The 19889-nt window shown below is 63.8% G+C and carries 16 protein-coding genes; 1 reads left to right on the top strand and 15 read right to left on the bottom strand.

All coding sequences use genetic code 11. From position 1 onward, the window contains the following. The 15 genes from EI291_RS22370 to EI291_RS22305 all read right to left on the bottom strand — a co-directional run. Positions 1 to 459, bottom strand: a 459-nt coding sequence (locus tag EI291_RS22370) for a response regulator (RefSeq protein ID WP_148103448.1), incomplete at its 3' end; no start/stop codon positions are given. 520 nt (positions 460 to 979) lie between these two features. Beyond that, positions 980 to 2191, bottom strand: coding sequence for a DUF1972 domain-containing protein (locus EI291_RS22365; RefSeq protein WP_125424517.1), 1212 nt, complete (start codon positions 2189 to 2191; stop codon positions 980 to 982). Between the two features lie 148 nt (positions 2192 to 2339). Then, positions 2340 to 3467, bottom strand: coding sequence for a glycosyltransferase (locus tag EI291_RS22360; RefSeq protein ID WP_125424516.1), 1128 nt, complete (start codon positions 3465 to 3467; stop codon positions 2340 to 2342). Then, positions 3464 to 4708, bottom strand: a complete 1245-nt coding sequence (locus EI291_RS22355; protein WP_125424515.1) for a glycosyltransferase family 4 protein — start codon at positions 4706 to 4708, stop codon at positions 3464 to 3466. Before EI291_RS22355 ends, EI291_RS22360 begins: the two co-directional genes overlap by 4 nt. Next, positions 4709 to 5440 (bottom strand): acyltransferase, encoded by a 732-nt coding sequence (locus EI291_RS22350; protein ID WP_125424514.1) that lies wholly within the window; start codon positions 5438 to 5440, stop codon positions 4709 to 4711. It abuts the gene before it with no gap. Beyond that, a complete protein-coding gene (locus EI291_RS22345) occupies positions 5437 to 7911 on the bottom strand; it encodes a nucleoside/nucleotide kinase family protein (RefSeq protein ID WP_125424513.1) in 2475 nt (824 codons plus the stop codon). The genes EI291_RS22350 and EI291_RS22345 overlap by 4 nt, the downstream gene beginning before the upstream one ends. Before the next feature lie 865 nt (positions 7912 to 8776). Next, positions 8777 to 8986 (bottom strand): hypothetical protein, encoded by a 210-nt coding sequence (locus EI291_RS22340; RefSeq protein WP_125424512.1) that lies wholly within the window; start codon positions 8984 to 8986, stop codon positions 8777 to 8779. Between the two features lie 155 nt (positions 8987 to 9141). Next, entirely contained in the window at positions 9142 to 9333 is a 192-nt protein-coding gene (locus EI291_RS22655) for a hypothetical protein (RefSeq protein ID WP_148103447.1), read from the bottom strand. Next, entirely contained in the window at positions 9330 to 9785 is a 456-nt protein-coding gene (locus EI291_RS22335; RefSeq protein ID WP_125424511.1) for a hypothetical protein, read from the bottom strand. Before EI291_RS22335 ends, EI291_RS22655 begins: the two co-directional genes overlap by 4 nt. Before the next feature lie 98 nt (positions 9786 to 9883). Next, positions 9884 to 11182: an O-antigen ligase family protein gene (locus EI291_RS22330; protein WP_240635643.1), complete on the bottom strand. Its 1299-nt coding sequence runs from the start codon at positions 11180 to 11182 to the stop codon at positions 9884 to 9886. After that, a complete protein-coding gene (locus EI291_RS22325) occupies positions 11175 to 12365 on the bottom strand; it encodes a glycosyltransferase family 4 protein (protein WP_125424509.1) in 1191 nt (396 codons plus the stop codon). The genes EI291_RS22330 and EI291_RS22325 overlap by 8 nt, the downstream gene beginning before the upstream one ends. Next, positions 12358 to 13629, bottom strand: coding sequence for an MATE family efflux transporter (locus EI291_RS22320; protein WP_148103446.1), 1272 nt, complete (start codon positions 13627 to 13629; stop codon positions 12358 to 12360). Before EI291_RS22320 ends, EI291_RS22325 begins: the two co-directional genes overlap by 8 nt. After that, positions 13592 to 15709, bottom strand: coding sequence for a Wzz/FepE/Etk N-terminal domain-containing protein (locus EI291_RS22315; RefSeq protein WP_125424507.1), 2118 nt, complete (start codon positions 15707 to 15709; stop codon positions 13592 to 13594). The genes EI291_RS22320 and EI291_RS22315 overlap by 38 nt, the downstream gene beginning before the upstream one ends. Continuing rightward, positions 15709 to 16866: a response regulator gene (locus tag EI291_RS22310; protein ID WP_125424506.1), complete on the bottom strand. Its 1158-nt coding sequence runs from the start codon at positions 16864 to 16866 to the stop codon at positions 15709 to 15711. The genes EI291_RS22315 and EI291_RS22310 overlap by 1 nt, the downstream gene beginning before the upstream one ends. Positions 16867 to 17471: 605 nt before the next feature. Then, positions 17472 to 18974 (bottom strand): hypothetical protein, encoded by a 1503-nt coding sequence (locus EI291_RS22305; protein ID WP_125424505.1) that lies wholly within the window; start codon positions 18972 to 18974, stop codon positions 17472 to 17474. Between the two features lie 450 nt (positions 18975 to 19424). Between EI291_RS22305 and EI291_RS22300 the strand changes: the two genes are divergently transcribed. Beyond that, a partial coding sequence (locus tag EI291_RS22300; RefSeq protein ID WP_148103445.1) for a response regulator occupies positions 19425 to 19889 on the top strand: 465 nt, incomplete at its 3' end.

Below are 19889 nucleotides of genomic sequence, written 5' to 3'. Positions count from 1 at the left end.
ACTGTGACCTTTCAGCAGCCGCTGAAAGTCATACTTTTCCTGCAACTGGGTTTGCAGCTGCTGCACCTGCTGACGCAAGCGACTGGTTTCCCGTATTTTGAGTACCGCATTCCAAAGTAGATCCTTGGTGTACTCGTCCTTCACCAGGTAATCGGAGGCACCCAAGCGCAGCAGTTCTACGGCGGTGGCAATCTTACTTTGGGCGCTGATGATGATGACCGGCAGTTCGGGCTGCTGCTCGCGGATGCGGCGCAGCAGCTCGCGGCCTTCTATATCGGGCAAGCCAAAATCGAGGGTGACCACATCAGGAAGCCGATGCAGATTACGCAGCAACTCCTGGCCAGAGGTGTACAGCGTCACCTGGTAGTCGGGGTTGAGCGATAAATGATACTGTAGTAGTTGCCCGTACCACGGGTCATCCTCTACAATCACGATGGAAAAAGGTAGTGGTGTACTCATGCACGAAAAAAACTATGGCTCAACAACGCAACTCAGCCATCGCGCCCTACCAGGGCAGCAACAGCCGTAAGCATCAACAGCAAAGACAATGGAAACCTGACCAAACGAGCAGCAGCCGACCCAACTGGCTCGGTGGGTGGGGGAAGCAGGCACAGCCCCCGCTGAAAAAATAGCGTATGGGGTACGCAAAGTGAATGAATACTACACGCGTGTCATTTAGGTTGAAAAAACATCACTAAAGACAGAAAAAAATCAATGGTTTTCCCTGCGTTTGGTATAACACAAAGATGCATTTTAATCCCATCAAGTTCAAAAACAGCTACTTGCACTAAGATTGCAATTCAATTTAGCAATTAGATTTTTCTCATATTGAGACTAACTAACAAGATATTTATATAAATATTTTTTTAAAAAATTGTACTTTAAAGGCAAATGAAGCACTTTTTTCCCAATAAAAGAACTTGAGCACTTTATCGGGACTGCTAAAAACAGTTGAGTGAGAGGTACTCCTGCCCCCTCCCTAATCTTCCTCATAAAATGGCGTGAGCACTTGGTAGTGAGCCAACTGATGCTGCAGCAGCTCCTGCGTACCGAGCTGGCTAATGTGCGGAACCAAGTTGGTGCTGGGCCGCTCCGAACACACCTTCTGAATCAGGTAGCTGTACTTGCGGGCTACCACTTCCCAACGGTAGCGGCGGTGGGCAATTTCGCGCATGTCGCGGGCCAGAGCCTGCCAGGCCTCGGCCGGGGTATTGGTGAGATGGGCGCGCAGCTCCTCGGCGTTGCCGAAGTAGCGGGCCTTGTGCTCAGTGGTGGCTTTGTTGAAGGATACGTGGAAGGCCAGCACGGGCAGGCCCAGGTGCATGGCCTCCACCAGCGAGGGATTGGTGCCGCCGGCGCTGTGGCCGTGCACGTACACGTGGCAGTTGCTGCGCAGCACGTCCAGGGTGGTCTGGTCATAGATAGGGTCGAGCAGGTGCAGGTGGTCGCAGCCCTGGTAACGGGCCCGCAGTTGGCGGCCAAACTCACTGTTGTTCCAGTTACCCACTAATACGAAGGGGTAGGCCGGCAGATCGGCAAACACGCTCAGAATCAGCTCCACGTTGTTTTCGGGCTCGATGCGGCACACCTTGAAGGCGTAGGGTTCCTGCAAAAACGGGTACTGCTGGCAGTAGGCCGGGGTCTTGGGCTGGGGCTGGGCATGGTCGCCGCCGTACTCAATCACGCGGCTGCGGGTGCTGTAGGCGCGGGCCGTGTAGTTCTGGATGGCGTCGTTGTCGGAAATATCGGCGTGGCTGAAGCGCACGGCTAGGTATTCGGCAAAGCGCAGGTACCACTTAGCCGGCTTGCTCCACTTGGCCCGCCGCCACTCAATGCCATCAATGGAGATGATGATGCGCTTGCGGGTAAACAGCTTCACGAAGGGCAGCATGATACCGCCCGGTACCCCCAGAATCAGCAGTACATCGGCAAAGAACAGCGCGTGCAGAATAGAGAGGCAGTCGTAGAGGATGCTCTGGAAACCGTTGGCTTCGAGCGGCAGGTAGCGCAGGCGGGCGCCCTGGTAGTGCGTCTGGCGCTGCTCCTTGGGGTATTTCTTGCCACTGCAGTATACGGTCAGTTCGTGCTCGGCATGCAGGTATTTCACCAGATAGGCCGTGAGGGTTTCGAAGCCGCCATAGCAGGCCGGCAGCCCCACCGTGCCGATAACGGCTACTCTTTGAGATTTCATGGATTGAGAGAAAATAATGCGAGGATAAGAAGAATGGTGCCGATGGGCCGACGCAGAGACGCACTACTTGGCGTCTCATGGTTGCTGATGTTGGGTTCAGGGCCAGCCGTTCAACGACGAGACGTTGAACAGTGCGGCTCTACACCGCTCAGGCGGCCTGGGAGGTAGTGTAAACTATCGGGCTCAGGGCCGGAGACTCAGTAGTGGCAAAGCACTGCTGCACCTGGCGGGCAAAGGCTTCGGGGGCGAAGGCGGCGGCGCGTTGCCGGGCGGCGGCGGCCATGCGGGCGTAGGTTATGGCATTGCGGTGCAGTAGCTCCAAGGCCTGCACCAGCCGGGGTAGTTCCCGACCGTTGAGGGCGAAACCCGTCTGGCCCACCACATTCACCTCGGCCACGCCGCCCACCGGGGGCACCACCACGGGCCGACCGTAGCTCAGGGCCTCCAGCACCGTCATTCCGAAGGTTTCGATCCATTCAGTAGGGCGTGAGAGGTTGAGCACTACGGCTGCCCGCTGGTAGAAGGTGTGCATGTTGCCGGTAGTGGAAAATAGCGCAAGGTTGGCCGGAGCTGGGTGCGTGAGCCGGTAGGCCTGCACAGTGGGCGCGTCGGCGTTCAGCACCAGCTCGAAGCGCATATCGGGCAAGGCGGCGGCCAAAGCGTAGAACTCGGGCACGCCCTTGTAGTCTTTCAGGGAACAGGCCATGAGTACCGTGAACGGCGCAGCGGCTGGCGCGGCCTGGGCGGCCTGCCGCACAAAAGCCGGGCTCAGGGCGTTGTAGATTACCCGCTGTCGGCGCACCCGCAGCTTCAGCGTTTCCCGCACGTACTCCGACACGAACACGACCTCGTGGGCCGTGCGGTTTACCACGGCGCACAGCAGCCGCTTGAGCAGCGCGGGCCGGATGGATACTTCGTGCACATGGTACACCACCCGCGCGCCCCGGCACCAGCCGGCCAGCGCCGCCGCAAAAGGCAGCAGCGAGTTTACGTACACCACCGAGCCGGACCGGGCTAGCCACAGCACTTTCCAGAATATCACCAGCTGTACCCAGCCAAAGCGCAGCAGCGTGCGCCACGCGCTGGCCGACCATCGGTAGGGCAAGGCGTGGATGCGCACACCGGGCAGGTGGCTGAGGTGCCCCACCGGGCCGGGCGTGGCCGTGAGCAGCTCGAGGTGATGACCGGCCTGGTGCAGGGCGGCCAAGGCCTGGCGCAGCACCAGCGGGCTGCCGCTCCGGTCGTTAAGCAAATGAACGGCGATGATGTGGCTCATGAGGCAAGAACGTGAGTGTAAATGTCCCGCAGCTGCTCGCCGCGGCGGTTCCAGGTGTGGTGGGCGGCTACGTGGCGACGGGCCAGGGTAGCCTCGGCGGCCCGCAGCCCGGGGTTGCGCAGCAGGGCCGTAAGGTGGGCGGCAAACTCATCGGCGTTGCGGGTGAAGGAGCCATAGCGCACCTTCAGGCCCGAGGCCGGGGGCACCAGTTCGCCGGGGCCGGCGTTGGCGTAGCACAGCACCGGCACGCCGTAGCTCAGGGCTTCGGGCACCACCATGCCCGCGCCTTCGTGCGAAGGAAAGAAGAACACCGACGCCTGGGCGTAGCTGGCCAGCACCTGCTCGCGCGGCAGCCAGGCCTGGTGCCGGGCGCAGTGCTCCAGGCCGTGGCGCTGGAGCAACTGGTGCAGCCGGGCCTCCTCGGGCCCGCTCCCGATGAGCTGCAGCCGGCAGCTGCTTTGCTCCTGCGGGCTGAGGGCGTGGTAGAAGCGGGCAAAGGCGGTAATTACCATGTCAAAGCCCTTTAAGGGCACCATGCGGCCGGCAATCATCACCACAAACTCATCGACCGGGGCGGCGGGGGCCGGGGGCAGGCGGGGCAGCTCCACGGCCACGGCGGGCATCAGCGACGACTGCCGGCCGCTGAGGCCCAGCACCGGGGCCACCGTGGAGTTTACGCAGAGCACGTGGCCGGCGCGGCGGCGCGTGAGGCACAGAAACGGGTCGAAGCGCCAGAAGCCGCGCTTCATCGTCCAGAGCAGCCGGTCGCGCAGGTAGGCGCGGCGGCCGTGGCGGGTGAGATGGTTGTGGGGAATGGCCGGGTGATGCCCCACCGGCCCCCACACCAGCGGCCGGCCTAGCAGCCACAGAAACGAGGGCGTCCAGTCGCTGTGAAAATTGAGACTGTGCACCACATCCACGGCCGGGCGGCGCCAGCACAGCCACAGGGCCAGACTCAGCTGCCACATGTAGAAGTAGAGCACCGACAGCAGCGGCCCCTTCTTCCACCACCGGCACCAGGCCGGCAAATCGAAGTAGCGGAACTCGATGCGGGCGGCCCGGGCGGCCAGCTCGGGGTGGGCCTGCAGGTACCGCTCGATATCGGGGCGGTTGTTGCGGCGCGTGACGGCCACCACCAGCTGGTGGCGGGCGGCCTGCAGCAGGAAGTTCCAGCCGGTGGCATCCTCGGAGCCTTTGTAGGGATTCACGGCGTAGGCTGTAATGAGTACACGGGTTTCCATTTAGGCGGGTTCAGGCTGAAGGTGAGCGGCGCGCACCGGACGGGCCACGCGGGAGCTGATGACGCGGGCCGGCACGCCGGCGGCCACGCAGTTGTCGGGCAAAGAGCGGGTGACTACGGCCCCGGCGGCCACCACGCAGCCCGCCCCGATGCTCACCCCGTCGAGCACCGTAACCTTGCTGCCAATCCAGCAGCCGGCCCCGATGTGGATGCCCCGCTGGGTGGTGCCCTGCAGCCGGATGGCCGTCTGCACGTCGGCGTGCACGTGGTTTTCGGGGTGGCAGCTGAAGTACTGGCCAATGATGCAGTCATCGTCGATGCGCAGCCCGCCGCCGCCGCCCAAGTAGGCAAACTCCCCGATGCCCACCCGGTTGCCGATGAAGATGTACTGGCCCGGCGCCTGCAGCGAGGTGGACACAATCACCTGGCTGAAGGCCCCGATGCTGACGTGGTTGCCCAGCTGCAGGCCTCCAGTAGAAAGGCCGCTGAACCGCACCTGCTCGCCCACCTTCAGCCACTGGCCAAACCGGATGCTATTCAGGTACTCAAACCGCACGCCGCGGCCCAGCATAGCCCCGTGGGGGTTGCGGCCGCGCAGCCACAGTAGCTGCCCGCGCAGCAAAGCCCGGGCCGTGCGCCAGCCAAAGCCGGCCACCCCGCTCAGTCCCACGGCCGGGTGGATGGAAAAATCGGGGTTGCGAAGGCGTACCAGCCGCGTGAATAACTGTCTCATTGGATTTCCTGCCGGATATAGGTGCTGATGGTGGATAAAGTGGCGTCGAGGTCGTGGTTGCGGATGGGGATGTAGCGCGAGTGGCGGTAGCGGCTGCCCAGCTGCCGGAACAGCTCCTGGTACTTGCGGGTGAGCAGGGTGATGTCGGCGGCGGGCATTTCCTGCTTGCGGCGCAGAATCTCGGCCGCGTCGGCGTAGAGGAAGAAGTTGAGCCGGGGCTTGTGCACGAAGCGGTACAGGGAGCGGGTGAGCCCCTCGGGCAGGCGCAGGTTGCTGCGGCGGCTGTCGTTGATGAAGTCGAAGTAGTACCGGTCGTAGAGCACGATGTGGCCCCGGCGAGTGTGCTGCAGCCACACCACGGCCTGGCCCACCACGTAATCGAGGTAGTAGTAGGCGAAGCGCGCCAGCGAGGACAGCTGGCTCTGGTTCTGGCCCTGGCGGGGCAGGCTCTGCACGGCGCGCTGCTCGGCCCCGGCCTTGCCGTACTTCCAGGCGCTGAGGATGGGCAGCACTGAAGGCCGGTGCCGAATCACGACCACCCGCTTGCGCCACTGCTTTTCCAGCCCGTGCCGCACGTGCTCAATCACCGTCGATTTGCCGGCCCCATCCACCCCGCTGAAGGTGATGAGCATGCCCTGGGGCCGAAAGTGCGAGGCCAGCGTGTGCCAGCCGTAGGCCAGAGCCCGCCGCCCGCGCTGCAGCCACCCGTTGCCAGGCTGCCGCCGCACGGCCCGCTGCAGTGCCGGCAGCAGGGCCGCATCAAACTCGGCCGCCTCAGCCAGGGAGCCAAACGAGAGGCCATAGTCACGGCGCAGATTATCCAGCAAGGCGCGCTGCTCCGCGGCGGGCTGCTGCTCGAAGTGCCAGAGGTGACCGGCGGGTACGGAGCTGGCGTTCAGCCAGTAAAACAGCCAGGTGTAGGCGAAATCGTGGGCCAGGGAAGGCACCGGTACGCCGGGGGCCACAGTGCGCGCTGCGGCCAGCACGGTCGGGGCCGGCAGCAGCCGCAGAGTTTTGCGCTCTACCTCGTGCAGCAGATCAACCGACAGAAACGTGTCGTCGTGCAGGTGGCAGTCCACCGACAGCATGTGGGCCTGGGGGCGCACGGTGGCGGCGCGCACCAGCGGGTGGCGGCGCAGGAACCGGGCGGTGGCCCGGGCCGCGGCGCGGGGCAGCAGCGCGTCTACGTCGGAGGTGGGGCGCAGCTCGTAGGCGTCGGCGGCGCGCAGCTTCAGCACCACCCCGCCCCGGCCGGGCAGCGCGTCGAGCAGCTCGGCCAGCACCAGCCGGCGGTGGGGCTCGGTGGCGGCCAGCTCCAGGTTCACGAGGCCGTGCCAGCCGGCCAGCAGCCACTGCACCTGGGTGTGCCACTCGGGCTGGGCGTGGTAGAGCAGCAGGCCGCTGCTCACCTGGTGCAGCAGATACAGGTGCCAGGCCAGCCGCACTTCCGCCGGGGCCAGGCCGGGGTCGAGCTGGGCGGCCAGGGCCAGCGCCTGGTCGCGGATGACGGCCGGGGCCAGCCGCTCCACCAGCAGCCCCTGCTGCACCTGGAAGTGGAACAGGTCGTAGAGCACCGGGGCCTGCTCGGTGGCAAACTCCAGGTCGTAGAGGGCCAGGTGGCCGGGAGTGGCCTCGTCGGGGCCGGGGGCTACCCAGCAGTTCCAGGGGGTAAAGTCGCCGTGGGCGAAGCCGAAGCCAAGCTGCTGCTGGGGGCTGAGGCCGGCGAGCAGCGTGGCCAGCTGGCGGCGCAGTCCCACGGGCAGGCGGGTATCGGGCAGGTTCAGCAAATCGGCTACCTGGTGGTGCACGGTGTGCCAGAACTCGGTGGCGGCCAGCGGCAGGCGGCGGGCCGCGGCTGCAGTGGCGCACAGATAGGCGCGGTGCGGCAGCTCCAGGGTGGCGCTGCGGATGGCGTGGGCGGGCTGCACATCGGTTTGCACCAGCAGGCCGGGGGCGCTGGCCAGCAGCTGGGGCAGCGGCACGGCCCGCAACGCGGCGGGCCGGGGGCGGGCCAGCACGGCGGCCTCGCGGGCTATTTTGGCCTCGGCCTCGGGGCCCAGGGCCAGCTTGGCGAATACGCGGCGGCCCTGGGCGTCGGGGGCGCAGCACACGGCTTTGCGGTTGGGCCCGGGCGTGCCGGTAAACAAGGCAAACGAGCCGGGCAGCCAGCCGGGCCGGGATTCGGCCTGATAGCGGCCGGGCAGCACCGGGAACAGCAGCCCCTGCAGGCGGCAGGCAAACGCCAGCCGCACGGCCTGGCTGAATAAGCGGGCCTTCCAGGTGGTGGCGTTGTAGAAGGCCAGAAACAGCGGCTGCTGCTCCCCAGCCGGCCACACCCAGCGCAAGGAACTGTCGGGGTTGCGGATGCCGCGCAGCTGCAACTCGCCATCGGGCCGGGCCGCGAAGCCCAGCCGCCCCAGCAGCCCAGTCAGCAGGTCAGAATCAGAAGAAGTAGTAGAGGTTTGGCGCATGCCAGCCTTGTTGCCAAGTCAGTGCCAAGTCAGATTTAACTGTTAAAACATTGCAAAACAGTATTTTATATCAAAACCTCAACTTATAGCTGTCCACCTGCCGGAATACACTCCAAAATCTGGAATAGCGGAAGCGGGCGGGTGCTTCGATAAGAATAGAAACTCCGTGCTTCCACCATTCCGTAACACCTCCCGCTTGTCTGCTGTGCCAACTCATTCCCTGTTAGTTTTCGCCGCCTCACGTGCTGCCCATGTGGCTGTTCTGGTCTGGTTGGGCTGATGCCTCCACAGCTTAATTTACCCCGGGGCGTACCACTTCGTCATCGAAAGCCTCCCCCTTTGCGGTAGTGTACTGGTGGATTCATTCATCCGCTTGCAGCCGACCGACGTACAGTGCAGGCTTATGCGGTGCTCAGGCCGGTTTAAATCCGTCTGCAAAGTGTAGCGGGGCAGTTGGGCCGCCATCGAGGAAAATAGATGCGGGCCACCGAAATGGCAACCCGCCAGCAGACCCAGACCAGCAACGTGAAAAATCCGGGTATTGCGCTGGAAAAACCTCAACGGCGGCACCCTGCAATTCTACTTTTTCCACGGACCGTCATTGTTTTCCCATCTCCAGGCCGAGCCGTTACCAGTGTTTCCCGCCAGGGTTCAGCAGCCACCACGCGGTGGCCAAGTCGACGATGCGGTAGTGGATATGATAGGCCCACAGTCAGGCTGGATACCGGCTAGCTCGCTCACTTCGTGCCCGAAAAACAACATGTATTCGCACTTCCATCATGATGCCCGGTGCCAAAGTAAATTGACGATGCCCAACTGCAGCCCTATCCTCAAAACCGTGCTCCTGCAACGCGTGGCTGACCGGTTAGTGCGGACGGTGGTTGGCCCACCAGCGCTGGGCCCGGACACTGAACGAATCGGTCTTGCGCTGGCTGGGCAGGCGATGGGGCCGGAAATAGTCGCGGCCGGTGCCGGCAGCAGGGTTGGCGTCGCGGCGGAGGCGAGCCGTGCGGTGACGCAATGATGGCGGCGTGCGCAGGCGCGTCTCGGTGGCCGCCTCCGGAACGTCACTCATCAACGGGCGGGCACAGACGTGGCTTGGAACGGCCGATTGCAGCACGAGGCACAACCCCGTGAGCCCCCCCATCCGCAGAACGTACAGCAGCTTTTGCATGAGATTGGGTATGTATTAAGTAATAGGGACATGAGTTTTGGTGACCAGGGCCGGCGCTACCGAATCATCAGGGCCGCTACCCGCGGTGCTATTCCGGCCACGGGTCGAGTAGAAGTTGCCTGGGAGGCTTCTGAACGAACGGCGGCTTGGCGAGCCAGGGCTGCTGTAGCCGGGGGCTGCTGGTAGCTGTTGTACTTGCCCACCACCAACAGCAGTAGCATAAGCAGACAGACGAAAAAGTGCTTCATGGAGAAATCAGTGTTGAAAAAGACAAAGCAGACGTATTGCTAAATGAATCAGCCTCGGGGTGCGTTGCCTGCGTAGCGGGCCGGTGCCGCAGCCAGTGGCAGGCGGGGCCTTCTTCGGCAAACACCCGCAGCCAGGCGGGCTCTGGGGCCGGCACGGCGGCCGGGTCGGCGCGGGCCGGGGGTAGGCTCAGCACGGCCAGGGCCAGCGGCTCGGGGTGCAGCCAACGGGCAGCCAGCGGGTAGAGCGTATCGGTAAGCCAGCTGGTCTGGTGCGGGCAGAGCGGGTCGTGCCGCCGTACATCCAGCAGCCAGCGGGCGGCGTGGTGTCGGCGGGCCGTTTCCAGGCTGTGCAGACACACTTCCCGTAGTTGTGGCGACCCGCCCGGCTGCTGGCAGCGCACCACCAGAATGCCCAGGTCGGGGCGGAAATGGATGGAGTAAGCGTCCGTCATAAGCAGGGAGCAGGAAGAGGGAAAAGCCAGAAAAAAGCCGCCCAGTACTAGCCAGGCGCAGCACGCGGGCTGGACCGGCCTGACGCTCCGCCGGGAGGCTAGCCGGCCGCGGGCAGCAGGACCAAGTCGGGGCGGCGCAGGCGCAGCACCCGGCGCTCGGGGGCCGTGAGGCGGGGGTTGAAGCGCAGGCAGGTCAGGAAAATGAGCAGCTGGTAAAACAGGATGCCGAAGTTGGACTGGCCGAAAATCCCGAACTCGGTGAAGGAGTTGATCAGCAGCGGAATCAGCAGCCCCACAAACAGCAGGCGGGCCTGCCGGTCGGGGCTGAGCAGGGCCCCGCGCACCAGCAGCAGCAGCTGGGCCAGCACCACCCCGAAGCCCACCACGCCCAGGTTCAGCAGCACCTGAATGAAGGTGTTGTGCGTCATTTGGGCGGCGTAGGTGTGGGTGCTCTGGAAATACTCGCCGTAGGCAATGCGCATGAAGCCGTAGCCCAGCAGCGGCTCGCGGGGCAGGCCCTCGGTGAGCAGGGCCTGCCAGAACGGGAGGCGGCCGGTGAGGCTGAGCACTTCCTCCAGCCCGCCCTGCTTCACCACCAGCCCGGCCAGCAGCGGCAGGCTGGCCCCTACCCCACCCAACGCCAGCAGCTGCCAGCGGCGGCCGGCCTGGCGCAGGTGGAAAAACAGCACCAGCCCAAAGCCCGCCAGCGAGGAGCGGGAGCCGGTGAGCACCAGGGCCACCACCAGCGGCAGCAGCTGCAGCAGGGTGCGGCGCAGGCGGTATTTCTGATAAAAGTTGAAGCTCAGGCAGGAGGCCCCCACCACACACAGCATGCCCAGCTCGTTGGGGTTCATCATGAAGCCACCCAGTCGGGCCTCCTCGCCGCCGTGGGTGAGGCGGTAAAACGTATCGGGCGCGGCCACGGCCCCCACCAGAAAGCCCAGCACCAGCCAAAAGCAGGCGTTGCCCACCACCCGGGCAAAGTGGATGTTGCTACCCTGATAAAACGTATCCAGCAGCACGAAGCACTGGGCGTAGAAGTAGGCAAACACCAGCGTTTCCACCACCATCAGCAGCTGCAGCAGGGAGTAGCCGGGGTTGCCCGACCACAGCAGCGAGGCCAGGCCCAGCAGCAGGTAGGCCCCGTAGAGCAGCACGGCCAGGCTGTGCTGCCACCGCCAAGCGGCCACCGCCCCGCGCCGCTGCAGCCACTGGCTTACGCCGGCGGCGGCCAGCGTCATGGCCAGGCGGGAGCCGGTTTTGAAAATGCGGGTCAGGCCCACGTCCTCGCTCCAGGTGAAGAAGCCGGCCAGCTTAATCAGCAGAATCAGGGTGAGCAGCACCTGCACGATGCGCAGCAGCCACTGATGGTTGGAAGGTGTAAAGGTTTTATGCATAGTAGGCGCGGCGGTACATGCGCTGGTAATCATTGAGCAGCGTGGGCCAGTAGAAGGCCGTCGTCACCATGGCGTGGCAGCGCTGGGCCAGCTGCCGGCGAGGCACCGTCAGCCACTGGCGGCGCAGGCGGTCCAGGCCCTCGGCCAGCAGCTCGGGGTCGGCGGTGGGCAGCACCAGGCCGCACTCGAAGTCGCGGATGTAGGAGCCGAAGTTGGTGGCCTCCGTCACCAGGCAGGGCACGCCCAGGGTGGCCGCTTCCAGCACGGCCGTGGGCAGGCCCTCGTAGTGCGAAGGGTGGGCAAACACGTCCAGCTGCGACAACAGGCCCATCTTCTCGTCGCCGAACCGGCTGCCCAGCAGCTTGATTTTACCTTTGGGAGCCTCGGCCGCCCACTGCTCCACCCGCTTGCGGTCGGGTCCGTCGCCGATAATCCAGAGCTCCACGCCGGGGGTGCGGCGGGCAAACTCGGCAAAGCCCTTAATCAGGCAGCTCAGGCCCTTGTGCCGCTCGTCGAGGCGGCCGCAGAAGCCTACCCGGAAGATGCCCCGGGGCTCGTCGCGGTCCGGCAGGTTCAGGGGTGCGGGAATCTCGAAGCCGTAGGGCAGCAGGCAGGTGCGCACCTCGTTGGGCAGTTGCTGCAGGCCCCGCACCTCACTGTGGCCCAGGCACTGCACCTGGGCGGCATGGGTGAGCAGGTACCGCTCGTAGAACTGCATATACAGGCGCTTCATCAGGCGGCTTTTGTGCATGGCCGCCGCGCTGTAGCTGCCGTGGGGCGTGAGCACGTAGCACAAATTCAGCTCGGTGAGCTTGCGGGCCAGCGTGTGGTACACCGGAATAAAGCCCCCGTGCAGGTGAATTACCGTTTTGCCCTCAATGCTTTCCAGGGCGGCTACCAGCTCCTCATCCAGCTGAAACGGACTGCGGCAGGCCCGGAACAACGAGGTGGCAAACTCCCGGGGCGGGTAGTTTACTTCCCGGTCGTGGGTGATGCCCCACACCTCCACGTTCCAGCCGGCGCGGTGCTGCTGGGTGGCCAGCGCGTGTACCACCTTGTTCACGCCGTTCATGCGCTCGGGATTGGCCTTGCCCAGAATCAGGTGGATAATGCGGATATCGGGTTCGAGCTCGGCGGGCGCGTCGGCCTGCGGGAGTATCAGGGATTCGGGAATACTAACCATGAGGGTGTTGAAAAGAAGGTCGGCGGGATAAAATCAGACTCCAGTACAGGCCCAGCACCAGCTGAGCCCCAATCCAGCCCAGCACCACGCCCGTGGCCTGGTAGTGCGTGAGCAGCCAGCGGGCACTAAGCACCGAGAAGCCGATGCTGAGCGCGTAGCCCACGAAGTAGGGCCGGGCACTGGGCAGCAGCCGCACCGTGAGGCGCAGCGGGTACACCAGCAGAATCACCACGTACAGCAGGCAGCACCAGCGCAGCACGCTGCTGTGGGCCGCCTCCTGCGACTGCACCCAGCGCACCAGCGGCTCGGCCAGCAGCGCCAGGGCCAGCAGCGGGCCGGCGGCCAGTCCCAGCATGAGGCGGGTAAGGCGGGCGCGCTGCCGCCGGAACTCGGCCTCGCTGCGCTGCCGGCTCTGGCTCAGGCGGGGCAGCACGTAGTTTTCGGCCGCCTGCAAACCCACGTTGAACAGGCCCATGATGGTTTGGGCCAGCCGCAGAATACCCAGCGTGGCCAGCGGCGTGCTCAGGCCCGCCAGCACCAGCAGCACGTTGCCCGACGACCACTGCAGCAGCGCCGTGGGCAGCAGCCAACGGGCCTGGGGCCAGTGCTGCCGGACTACCGCCCGCCAGCCCGGCCCCGCGGCCGGGCCCCGCAGCAGGGCCGGCAGCCCCAGGGCCAGGGCCGGCAGCGTGGTCAGCCCCATCACCCAGAACACGGCGGGCAGCGTGGCCGCCCGGCCGGTGGCGGCCCAGCCCAGCAGCACCACCAGCTGCCCCCCGCACGAAACCGCGTCGGTGAGCAGGGCCAGCGGCACCCGGTCTTCGGCCAGCAGCAGCTTGCGCACCGTGTCCTGTAGGGTGGCAGCCCCGAGGTACACCAGGAAGGCCACCAGCACAGCCCCGGCCTGGGGCCGCAGCAGCAGCCCGGCTCCCACCGTCAGCCCCGCCGCCCCCACTCCGAAGGCCGCCTGCAGCCCCAGGAGGGTCCGGCGGTAGGCGGGGCGGTGGGCGGCCGGCACCGTGGCCAGCACCACCTGCATGGGCTGGGTGATGAGGGCGCCCTGCACGGCCAGCAGCAGCAGCAGCCCCATCTGCCAGGCACTGAACTCCCCGAAGATGCTCAGCCCCAGCCCCCGGGCCACAAACAGGTTGGTCAGGAACGTGGTGCCGCTTACCAGGGCCTGGTCGGCCAGGGCCCAGTAGCGGGCGGGCACTTGCGGCCAGGCGCTACGCCGTAGCGGGAGCGCCAGCACGGACGTCAGCACGGCGGGAGGCGGGGGCGGCTACGGCCAGGCGCGGCCACAGGCAGGCCAGGAAGCCGGGGCGGTAGCCTTCCCGGTTCAGGCAGCACTGTACGTTGGGCAGGTTGTATTCCTCCATCAGCTGCTCCAGCTCGGCCAGGCGCGTGAGGGGCGTACGGTGGCTGTCCACCACTACCAGGTTCACATCGGCTCCGGCCATTACGGCCAGGCTGTGGCTGTCGGCGTCCAGCGGCAGGTTGCGCACCAGCACCACCTCGTTGGGCAAAGCGTCGGGGTTGAGCGAGTTGCGGTCCTGCAGCGTGATGCTGCGGAAGCGGCGGCCCTGCTCAGCCAGCGCCGCCGAGAGGTGGCGGAAGAAGAACGCCTGGCCCTCGGAGCCGGTGAAATCCGTCACCACTACTTTGGCCCCGTCGCGCAGCAGGCCTTTCAGCTCCAGGCGCGTGACCAGCTGACGGAAGTAAGCCAGCTGCATCTGCGGCTCGGGCAGCAGCGGAAGGGCGGCGGCCACGGGCAGGCGGGTGTTGCGCTGCAGGCGCAGGGTGTCCTGGGGCGTGGCGCGGGCCGTATCCAGCACGTACACCAGCACCACCCCGGCAATCAGACCCAGCAAGCCGGCCACGGTGTAGATGAGTACGGGGTTGGGGGCAATGGGCTCCTGGGGCACCATACCGGTAGCAATGATGCGGTGCGAGGAGCTGGGCGTGGCCTGGGCGATGCGGGCCTCGGTTTCCTTCTCGTGCAGGAAGGTGTAGAGCTTCTCGTTGAGCTGGCGGTTCCGTTCTAGCACGGCCAGGTCTTTCTCCCGGTCGGGCAGGCCGGTGAATACCTGCTCGGCCTGGCCGATGGCCACGTCCAGCTGCTGGCGCTTCACCACCAACGTGTTGCGGGTGTTGCGCACGCTTTCCAGCAGGTGGTCGTTCAGGTCGGACAGCTTCTGGTCTAGGGCCTGCACTTTCTCATCCTCGGGCGTGAAGCGCACCAGCAGGTCGCGGCGCTCGGCCTGCAAATCCTTCATCTTGCGCACGATGTCGCCGGAGGCGTTGTCGCTGAAGGCAGCGAAGCTTGGGGCCAGGTCCAGCACATTGCGGTGGCCGGCCTGCATCTGGCGGTACACGTCCTCGGCGGCCGAGAGGCTCATGTCCAGGGTGGCGCGCTGCAGTTTCAGCTCGGCCACTTTGTGCAGGTCGGTATCCGTCTGCTGGTCGATGTTGACGATGCGGCGGGTGTCGCGGTAGCCGGCCACCGAGTTTTCGGAGCCCGCCAGGCTGCGGCCCACCGTCTGGAGCTGCTTGCCGATAAAGTCCACGGTGGTGTTGGCAACCTTGTACTTGGTTTCGAGGTAGTCTTCCATATACACCTGGGCCAGCGCGTTTACCAGGTCGGCGGCCTTTTCGGGCACGGCGCTGCGGTAGGTGATGCGCAGCACGGGCGTTTCCTTATCCACGCTGGTAATATCGAGGCGGCTGAGAATATCCTCCTGCAGGCGGGCCGGCGAGTGGCGCACCACCTCGTAGGTATCCAGCAGCGGGAAATCGGGCTGGGCGGCCAGCAGCTCCAGATTTTTCTCCACCACCACGTCGCCTTCGCTCAGGTGCAGCAGCGCGTTGAACTCGCCCTGCACGGTTTCGCCGGCGGGGCTGGTTACTTCCACGCTCTGGGGCGAAAGCACCATTACCTGGAATGCCTCATCTTCCCAGCGGTGGCCGCGCAGCGCCATGTGCACGCTGATGGGGCTGTCGTGGTACAGTTCCGTTTTGCGCAGCGTGCCCCGGCGGTACACGGTGGTGCCCAGCTCCAGCCGGCTCAGGGCCTTGCCCAGCAGCAGCGGCGACTTGAGCAACTCCACCTCGGCGGCGGTGCGGTTGTCGGGCGAGAATACGTCCTGGGTTTTAAGCAGGGTAGTATTCACCACGCCCTCGTTGCCCTCGGCCAGCTTGATTTTGGCGGTGCTTTCGTAGAGCGGGGTAGCATAGCGCAGGTACAGGCCGGCCAAAGCCAAGGCCGCCACCGTGCACAAGGCAATCAGGGGCAGGCCGCGCCACACTGGGCGCAGCAGGCGCAGATTTTGCTGAAACTCGTTCATCAGATGGAAAGAAAAAGACGGGTGATAATGATAATGGCGCTCAGGCCGGACGCCACGGCCAGCATGCCGCCCGATTTGCGCTCAAACTCCTTGGAGGACTTAGCCGGCACGTACACCACGTCGCCGGGCATAATGAGCGTGTTGCTCTGCACGTAGGTGTCCATGCGGGTGAGGTCGAACACGCTTTCCTGCACCTTGCTGCCCTGCTGGCGCAACACCTTCACCAGGCGCTTGTCGGCGTAGTTGTTGAAGTCGCCGGCCCGGCCCAGCACCTGCACCAGGCTGGTGCGGTCCTTGTCGAGGACCAGCTTGCCGGGGGTATTCACCTCGCCCAGCACGGTTACTTCTTTGTTGAGCACCTGCACCGTGACCAGCGGGTTCACCACCGATTTGCCGAAGCGGGCCTTGAGTGTTTCCTCAGCCTCGGGCACCGTGAGGCCACCCAAAGCCACCTTGCCCAGCTTGGGCACCGTGACCTCGCCGTTGCTATCCACCAGCAGAAACCGGGCGTCGGGCTCGGTGCTGGGCTGGGCGCTGTACACCGAGCCCACGCTCAGCTCCTCGTGGTCCCACACGCTCAAACTCAGCTTGTCCTCGGGGCGCAGGCGGTACTGGTAGTCGAGGGGGGCCTGCAGGGGCGCGGCGTCGGGCCGGCGGCCGGCGGCCTGAAACAGGTTCTGGGTGCAGCCCGGCAGCAGCAGCAAGGCCAGCAGCAGGAAAAACAGTTGGAACAGGGAGAAAAACCGGTTAGTGTGGACGGGCTTACGCTGGTTCAGCCGCTGGCGCACTCGCATGATTTTCTCCAGCACCGAACTGACCTTGGTGCGCTGGGATTCGTTTTTTACGATGTAATCGAAGGCACCAAACTTGAGCGACTCTACGGCCACCTCCACCTGCTGCTGCCCGCTCACAAACACCACGAAAATGTCGGGATTGAAGCGCTTGATGGCCTTGAGCGCATCCATGCCCGAGACGCTACCCATCATCTGGTCCAGGAAGATAATATCGGGTTCCTCGGTAAGGCTGTTCAGGCAGTCAGAGCCGTTCTCGAAGGTCTGGATATCGTGGTAGCCCTGGCTGCGGATGGCTTGCTCCATCAGCTTCAGGCAGAACAGGTCGTCGTCGACCAAGAAGATTTTGGGTTGATCTGGTTGCATAGCAGTACGTTTGGCCTGCCAAAGGCGAGGAACGTGCCAGCACTCCTAAAAACAGCCAAACAAGCTCATTAACAGTATTTTACCCCCATGCCATAAAACTCATCAGCTCTATATTCTGGAGTTGGATCCAAAATATAGAGCTGGTTTTATGGTTCATACCGACTCGTGAAGGACGTTGTACCAATAGGGCTTAACGCGGATGCGCCAGCACGGAACAGATAGGTGCTACTGTGACCAGTAATTTAGCTAGCCGCTGAACTGAAGCAGGATAAGGATATTGCACAACGTCAAAATGCCCGGGGTCACAAGCCTGACCAGCAAGGCACTGTGTGCTTCCCGCCTTCTACCACACACCAGTGAACCGGAAACGAACGGGTAGCGCATACAGCACCGCGGCGTTCAATGGAGTCAAGGCCAACTTTTTTCGAAACTGTATTACCTAAAAAAGACGGTCTGGCGCCTCCCCAATACAGGCCCTCGGTAAAACGCCAGGAACCGCCCGGCTATCCGGGCGGTTCCTGGTCAGATTGGTTGGTGCTGATGCAAGATATAACCAGGCAACTGCCGGCAACCGATGGGCTAACGACGGCACACCTGCTCTATGGCTACTGCGCCGCCGCGGCCGGGCGGCCGGCCACCGGCCCAGGCAGGCCACCACCAGCCGTTACCGGAGCTGCGGGCCCGGCCGGTGGCAGCTGGCACTGGCCTACAAATACCTGAGGCGCAATACCGGCAGCGAAATCCGTTCCGCTGAGTGTGCCGCCCACCAGCAATTCCCCGTTGGCCCCTAGCCCCAGGGCGGTGCCCTCATCGGCTCCGGCTGTGCCCACGGTGCGCACCTCCAGCCAGCGGCCGTCCACGGTGAGGCGGCCCAGCAGGACATCCAGCCCGCCCTGACCGGGCAGGCGGATACCAGCGCACACTGCTTCCCGGCTGCTGCTGCCCACCACACCCAGCGTGCCGGGAGCCACCCAGGCCAAGTCGCGCACTGTTTCGAGGGCCGGCCCCTGCACGCTACGTACCCAGTGCCATTCGCCGGTGGGCGTCAGGCAGGCTACGAAGGCATCGTCGCCGCCGTGGCTGGTTAACTGATGAGGTCCGAATGCAGTCGTTCCGCTGTAAGAGCCTGCCACGAATACCTGGTTTTGCTCGTCCACCACCACCGCCGAGGCATAGGTGGTGCTGGTACTCAGGCCGCCGCTGGCCCATTGCCAAGTACCGCTGCTGCTCAGGCGAGCCACGTAGCCGTTATGGGTACCTTGGCTTACCAGCGGATGCTCGCCGAAGCGGGCGGTACCGCCCACGTACCCGGTCACAACTACCCCACCCTGAGCATCCACCACCATGCGTCGCACGGCTCCTTGCTCGGAGGCATCGAGCTGGCGGGCCCACTCCCAGGTGCCGGTCGGATCCAGACGGGCCACAAAGCCGTCGTTACCGGCCGCCGCCTGCAGGTGATGCCCTCCAAACACGGCGCGGTCCTGAAAGCGCCCCCCCACCCACACAGCATGGTGGGCATCCACGGTCACGGCCATGGCCTCATCCTGGCCGGGGCCACCGGCCGTGAGCACCCCCCGCCAACGGCCTTCGGGCGTGAGGGCGGCCACAAATACATCCTGTCGGCCCTGGCTGGTAACTTTCTGCAACCCAAACGTGGCTATGTCCTCAAACGCACCGGTCACCAGCACATTACCAGTAGCATCCAGGGCCAGGTCGGTAGCTTCGTCGGAACCCGACCCGCCCGCCGCTACGGCCCAGGCCCACTGCCCCCCGCTGGTTAGCTTGGCCACAAAAGCGTCGCTGCGGCCCTGGCTTACCAACCGGGTAGCGCCCAACCGCAACTGCCCCGAGAACCGCCCGGTCAGGTATGTGTTGCCGGCTGCATCCGTTACCAGCCGCTGCAGTACCGCTGAGCGGGCTTCAGTTCCCTGCTGCAGCCAACGCCAGGGCAGTTGCTGGGCTTGCGCTACAACCGGACCACCTGCCGCCAGCGTGAGCAGCAATCCGGCCCGGCGAAGCCAATAGGAGGTGATAGAACGCTGAAAGCGCCCTGAATAACCGACCGATTTGCCGGCATCTAGCCGGCGTGGAACAATGCAGGATAACATGGAGTGTGCTGGTTTGAAATTATTTTCTGCATGTGGTACAAGCCAGCTTCACTCCATTTATACAACCGCCTGCAAATCAATGATTAAGCAATTATTATTCACATCAGAATTGTCTAGAAACCAGAGGCTACTCCAAAATCTGGACGAATCTGGCTTTTGTAGATAATCCTGCCAGAGTGGCAGCCGGGCAGCTTGCTTTTATCGTGCTTAGTCACGTGTATCAACGCCGCGCCATACTCCATACTGCCTGCTTTGGAGTATGGCTTTTCATGTCAATTGGCAAATTATATATCTGAATTCGTATGTTGTCGTAGCGGAAGCCATTTACTCCACCTTGTTCCGGTAGATAAATTTCTATGTATCAAAGAACCACAAGGACCTGCAAAGCAAAAATGGCATAGCCATCAGTGTCGAATTATTGTCTTTTTCCTTAGGTGTAGAAATACAGTAATGATAGGTGAACCAGTAAACAGATTTCGGATAGGCATCATTGAGGATGACCCATGGTATAATCAGCTACTGTACCATCAACTGAATACTGAGATGGGTTTCCAGGTCAACGCCTACGACACGGCGCAGAAATTCTTTCAACAGGAGCTAACGGCCCCTGACCTGGTGACCATGGATTACTCCTTGCCCGATATATCGGGCGAGCAGTTGCTGAAAAGGCTGCTGGCTACGTTTCCCGGCCTGCCCGTCATTGTTATAAGTGGTCAGCGGGACATTGCTACGGCGGTGCAACTGATTCATCTGGGAGCCACTGATTATCTGGCAAAAGATGAGTACACCAAGGACTTGCTGTTAACCCGAATCCAGCACGCTTTCGAAAAAGACCGGCTGCAACAGCAGATTACTCAGTTGCAGCAGCAGCTAACCGACCGACATTCATTCCGCGCCATGTTATTAGGCAACAGC

Origin of the sequence: Hymenobacter rigui (assembly GCF_003944715.1) — a bacterium.
Taxonomy (GTDB): domain Bacteria; phylum Bacteroidota; class Bacteroidia; order Cytophagales; family Hymenobacteraceae; genus Hymenobacter; species Hymenobacter rigui.
The sequence above is the reverse complement of the archived record's forward strand: the minus strand, read 5'-3'. Positions and strand labels throughout refer to the sequence as shown.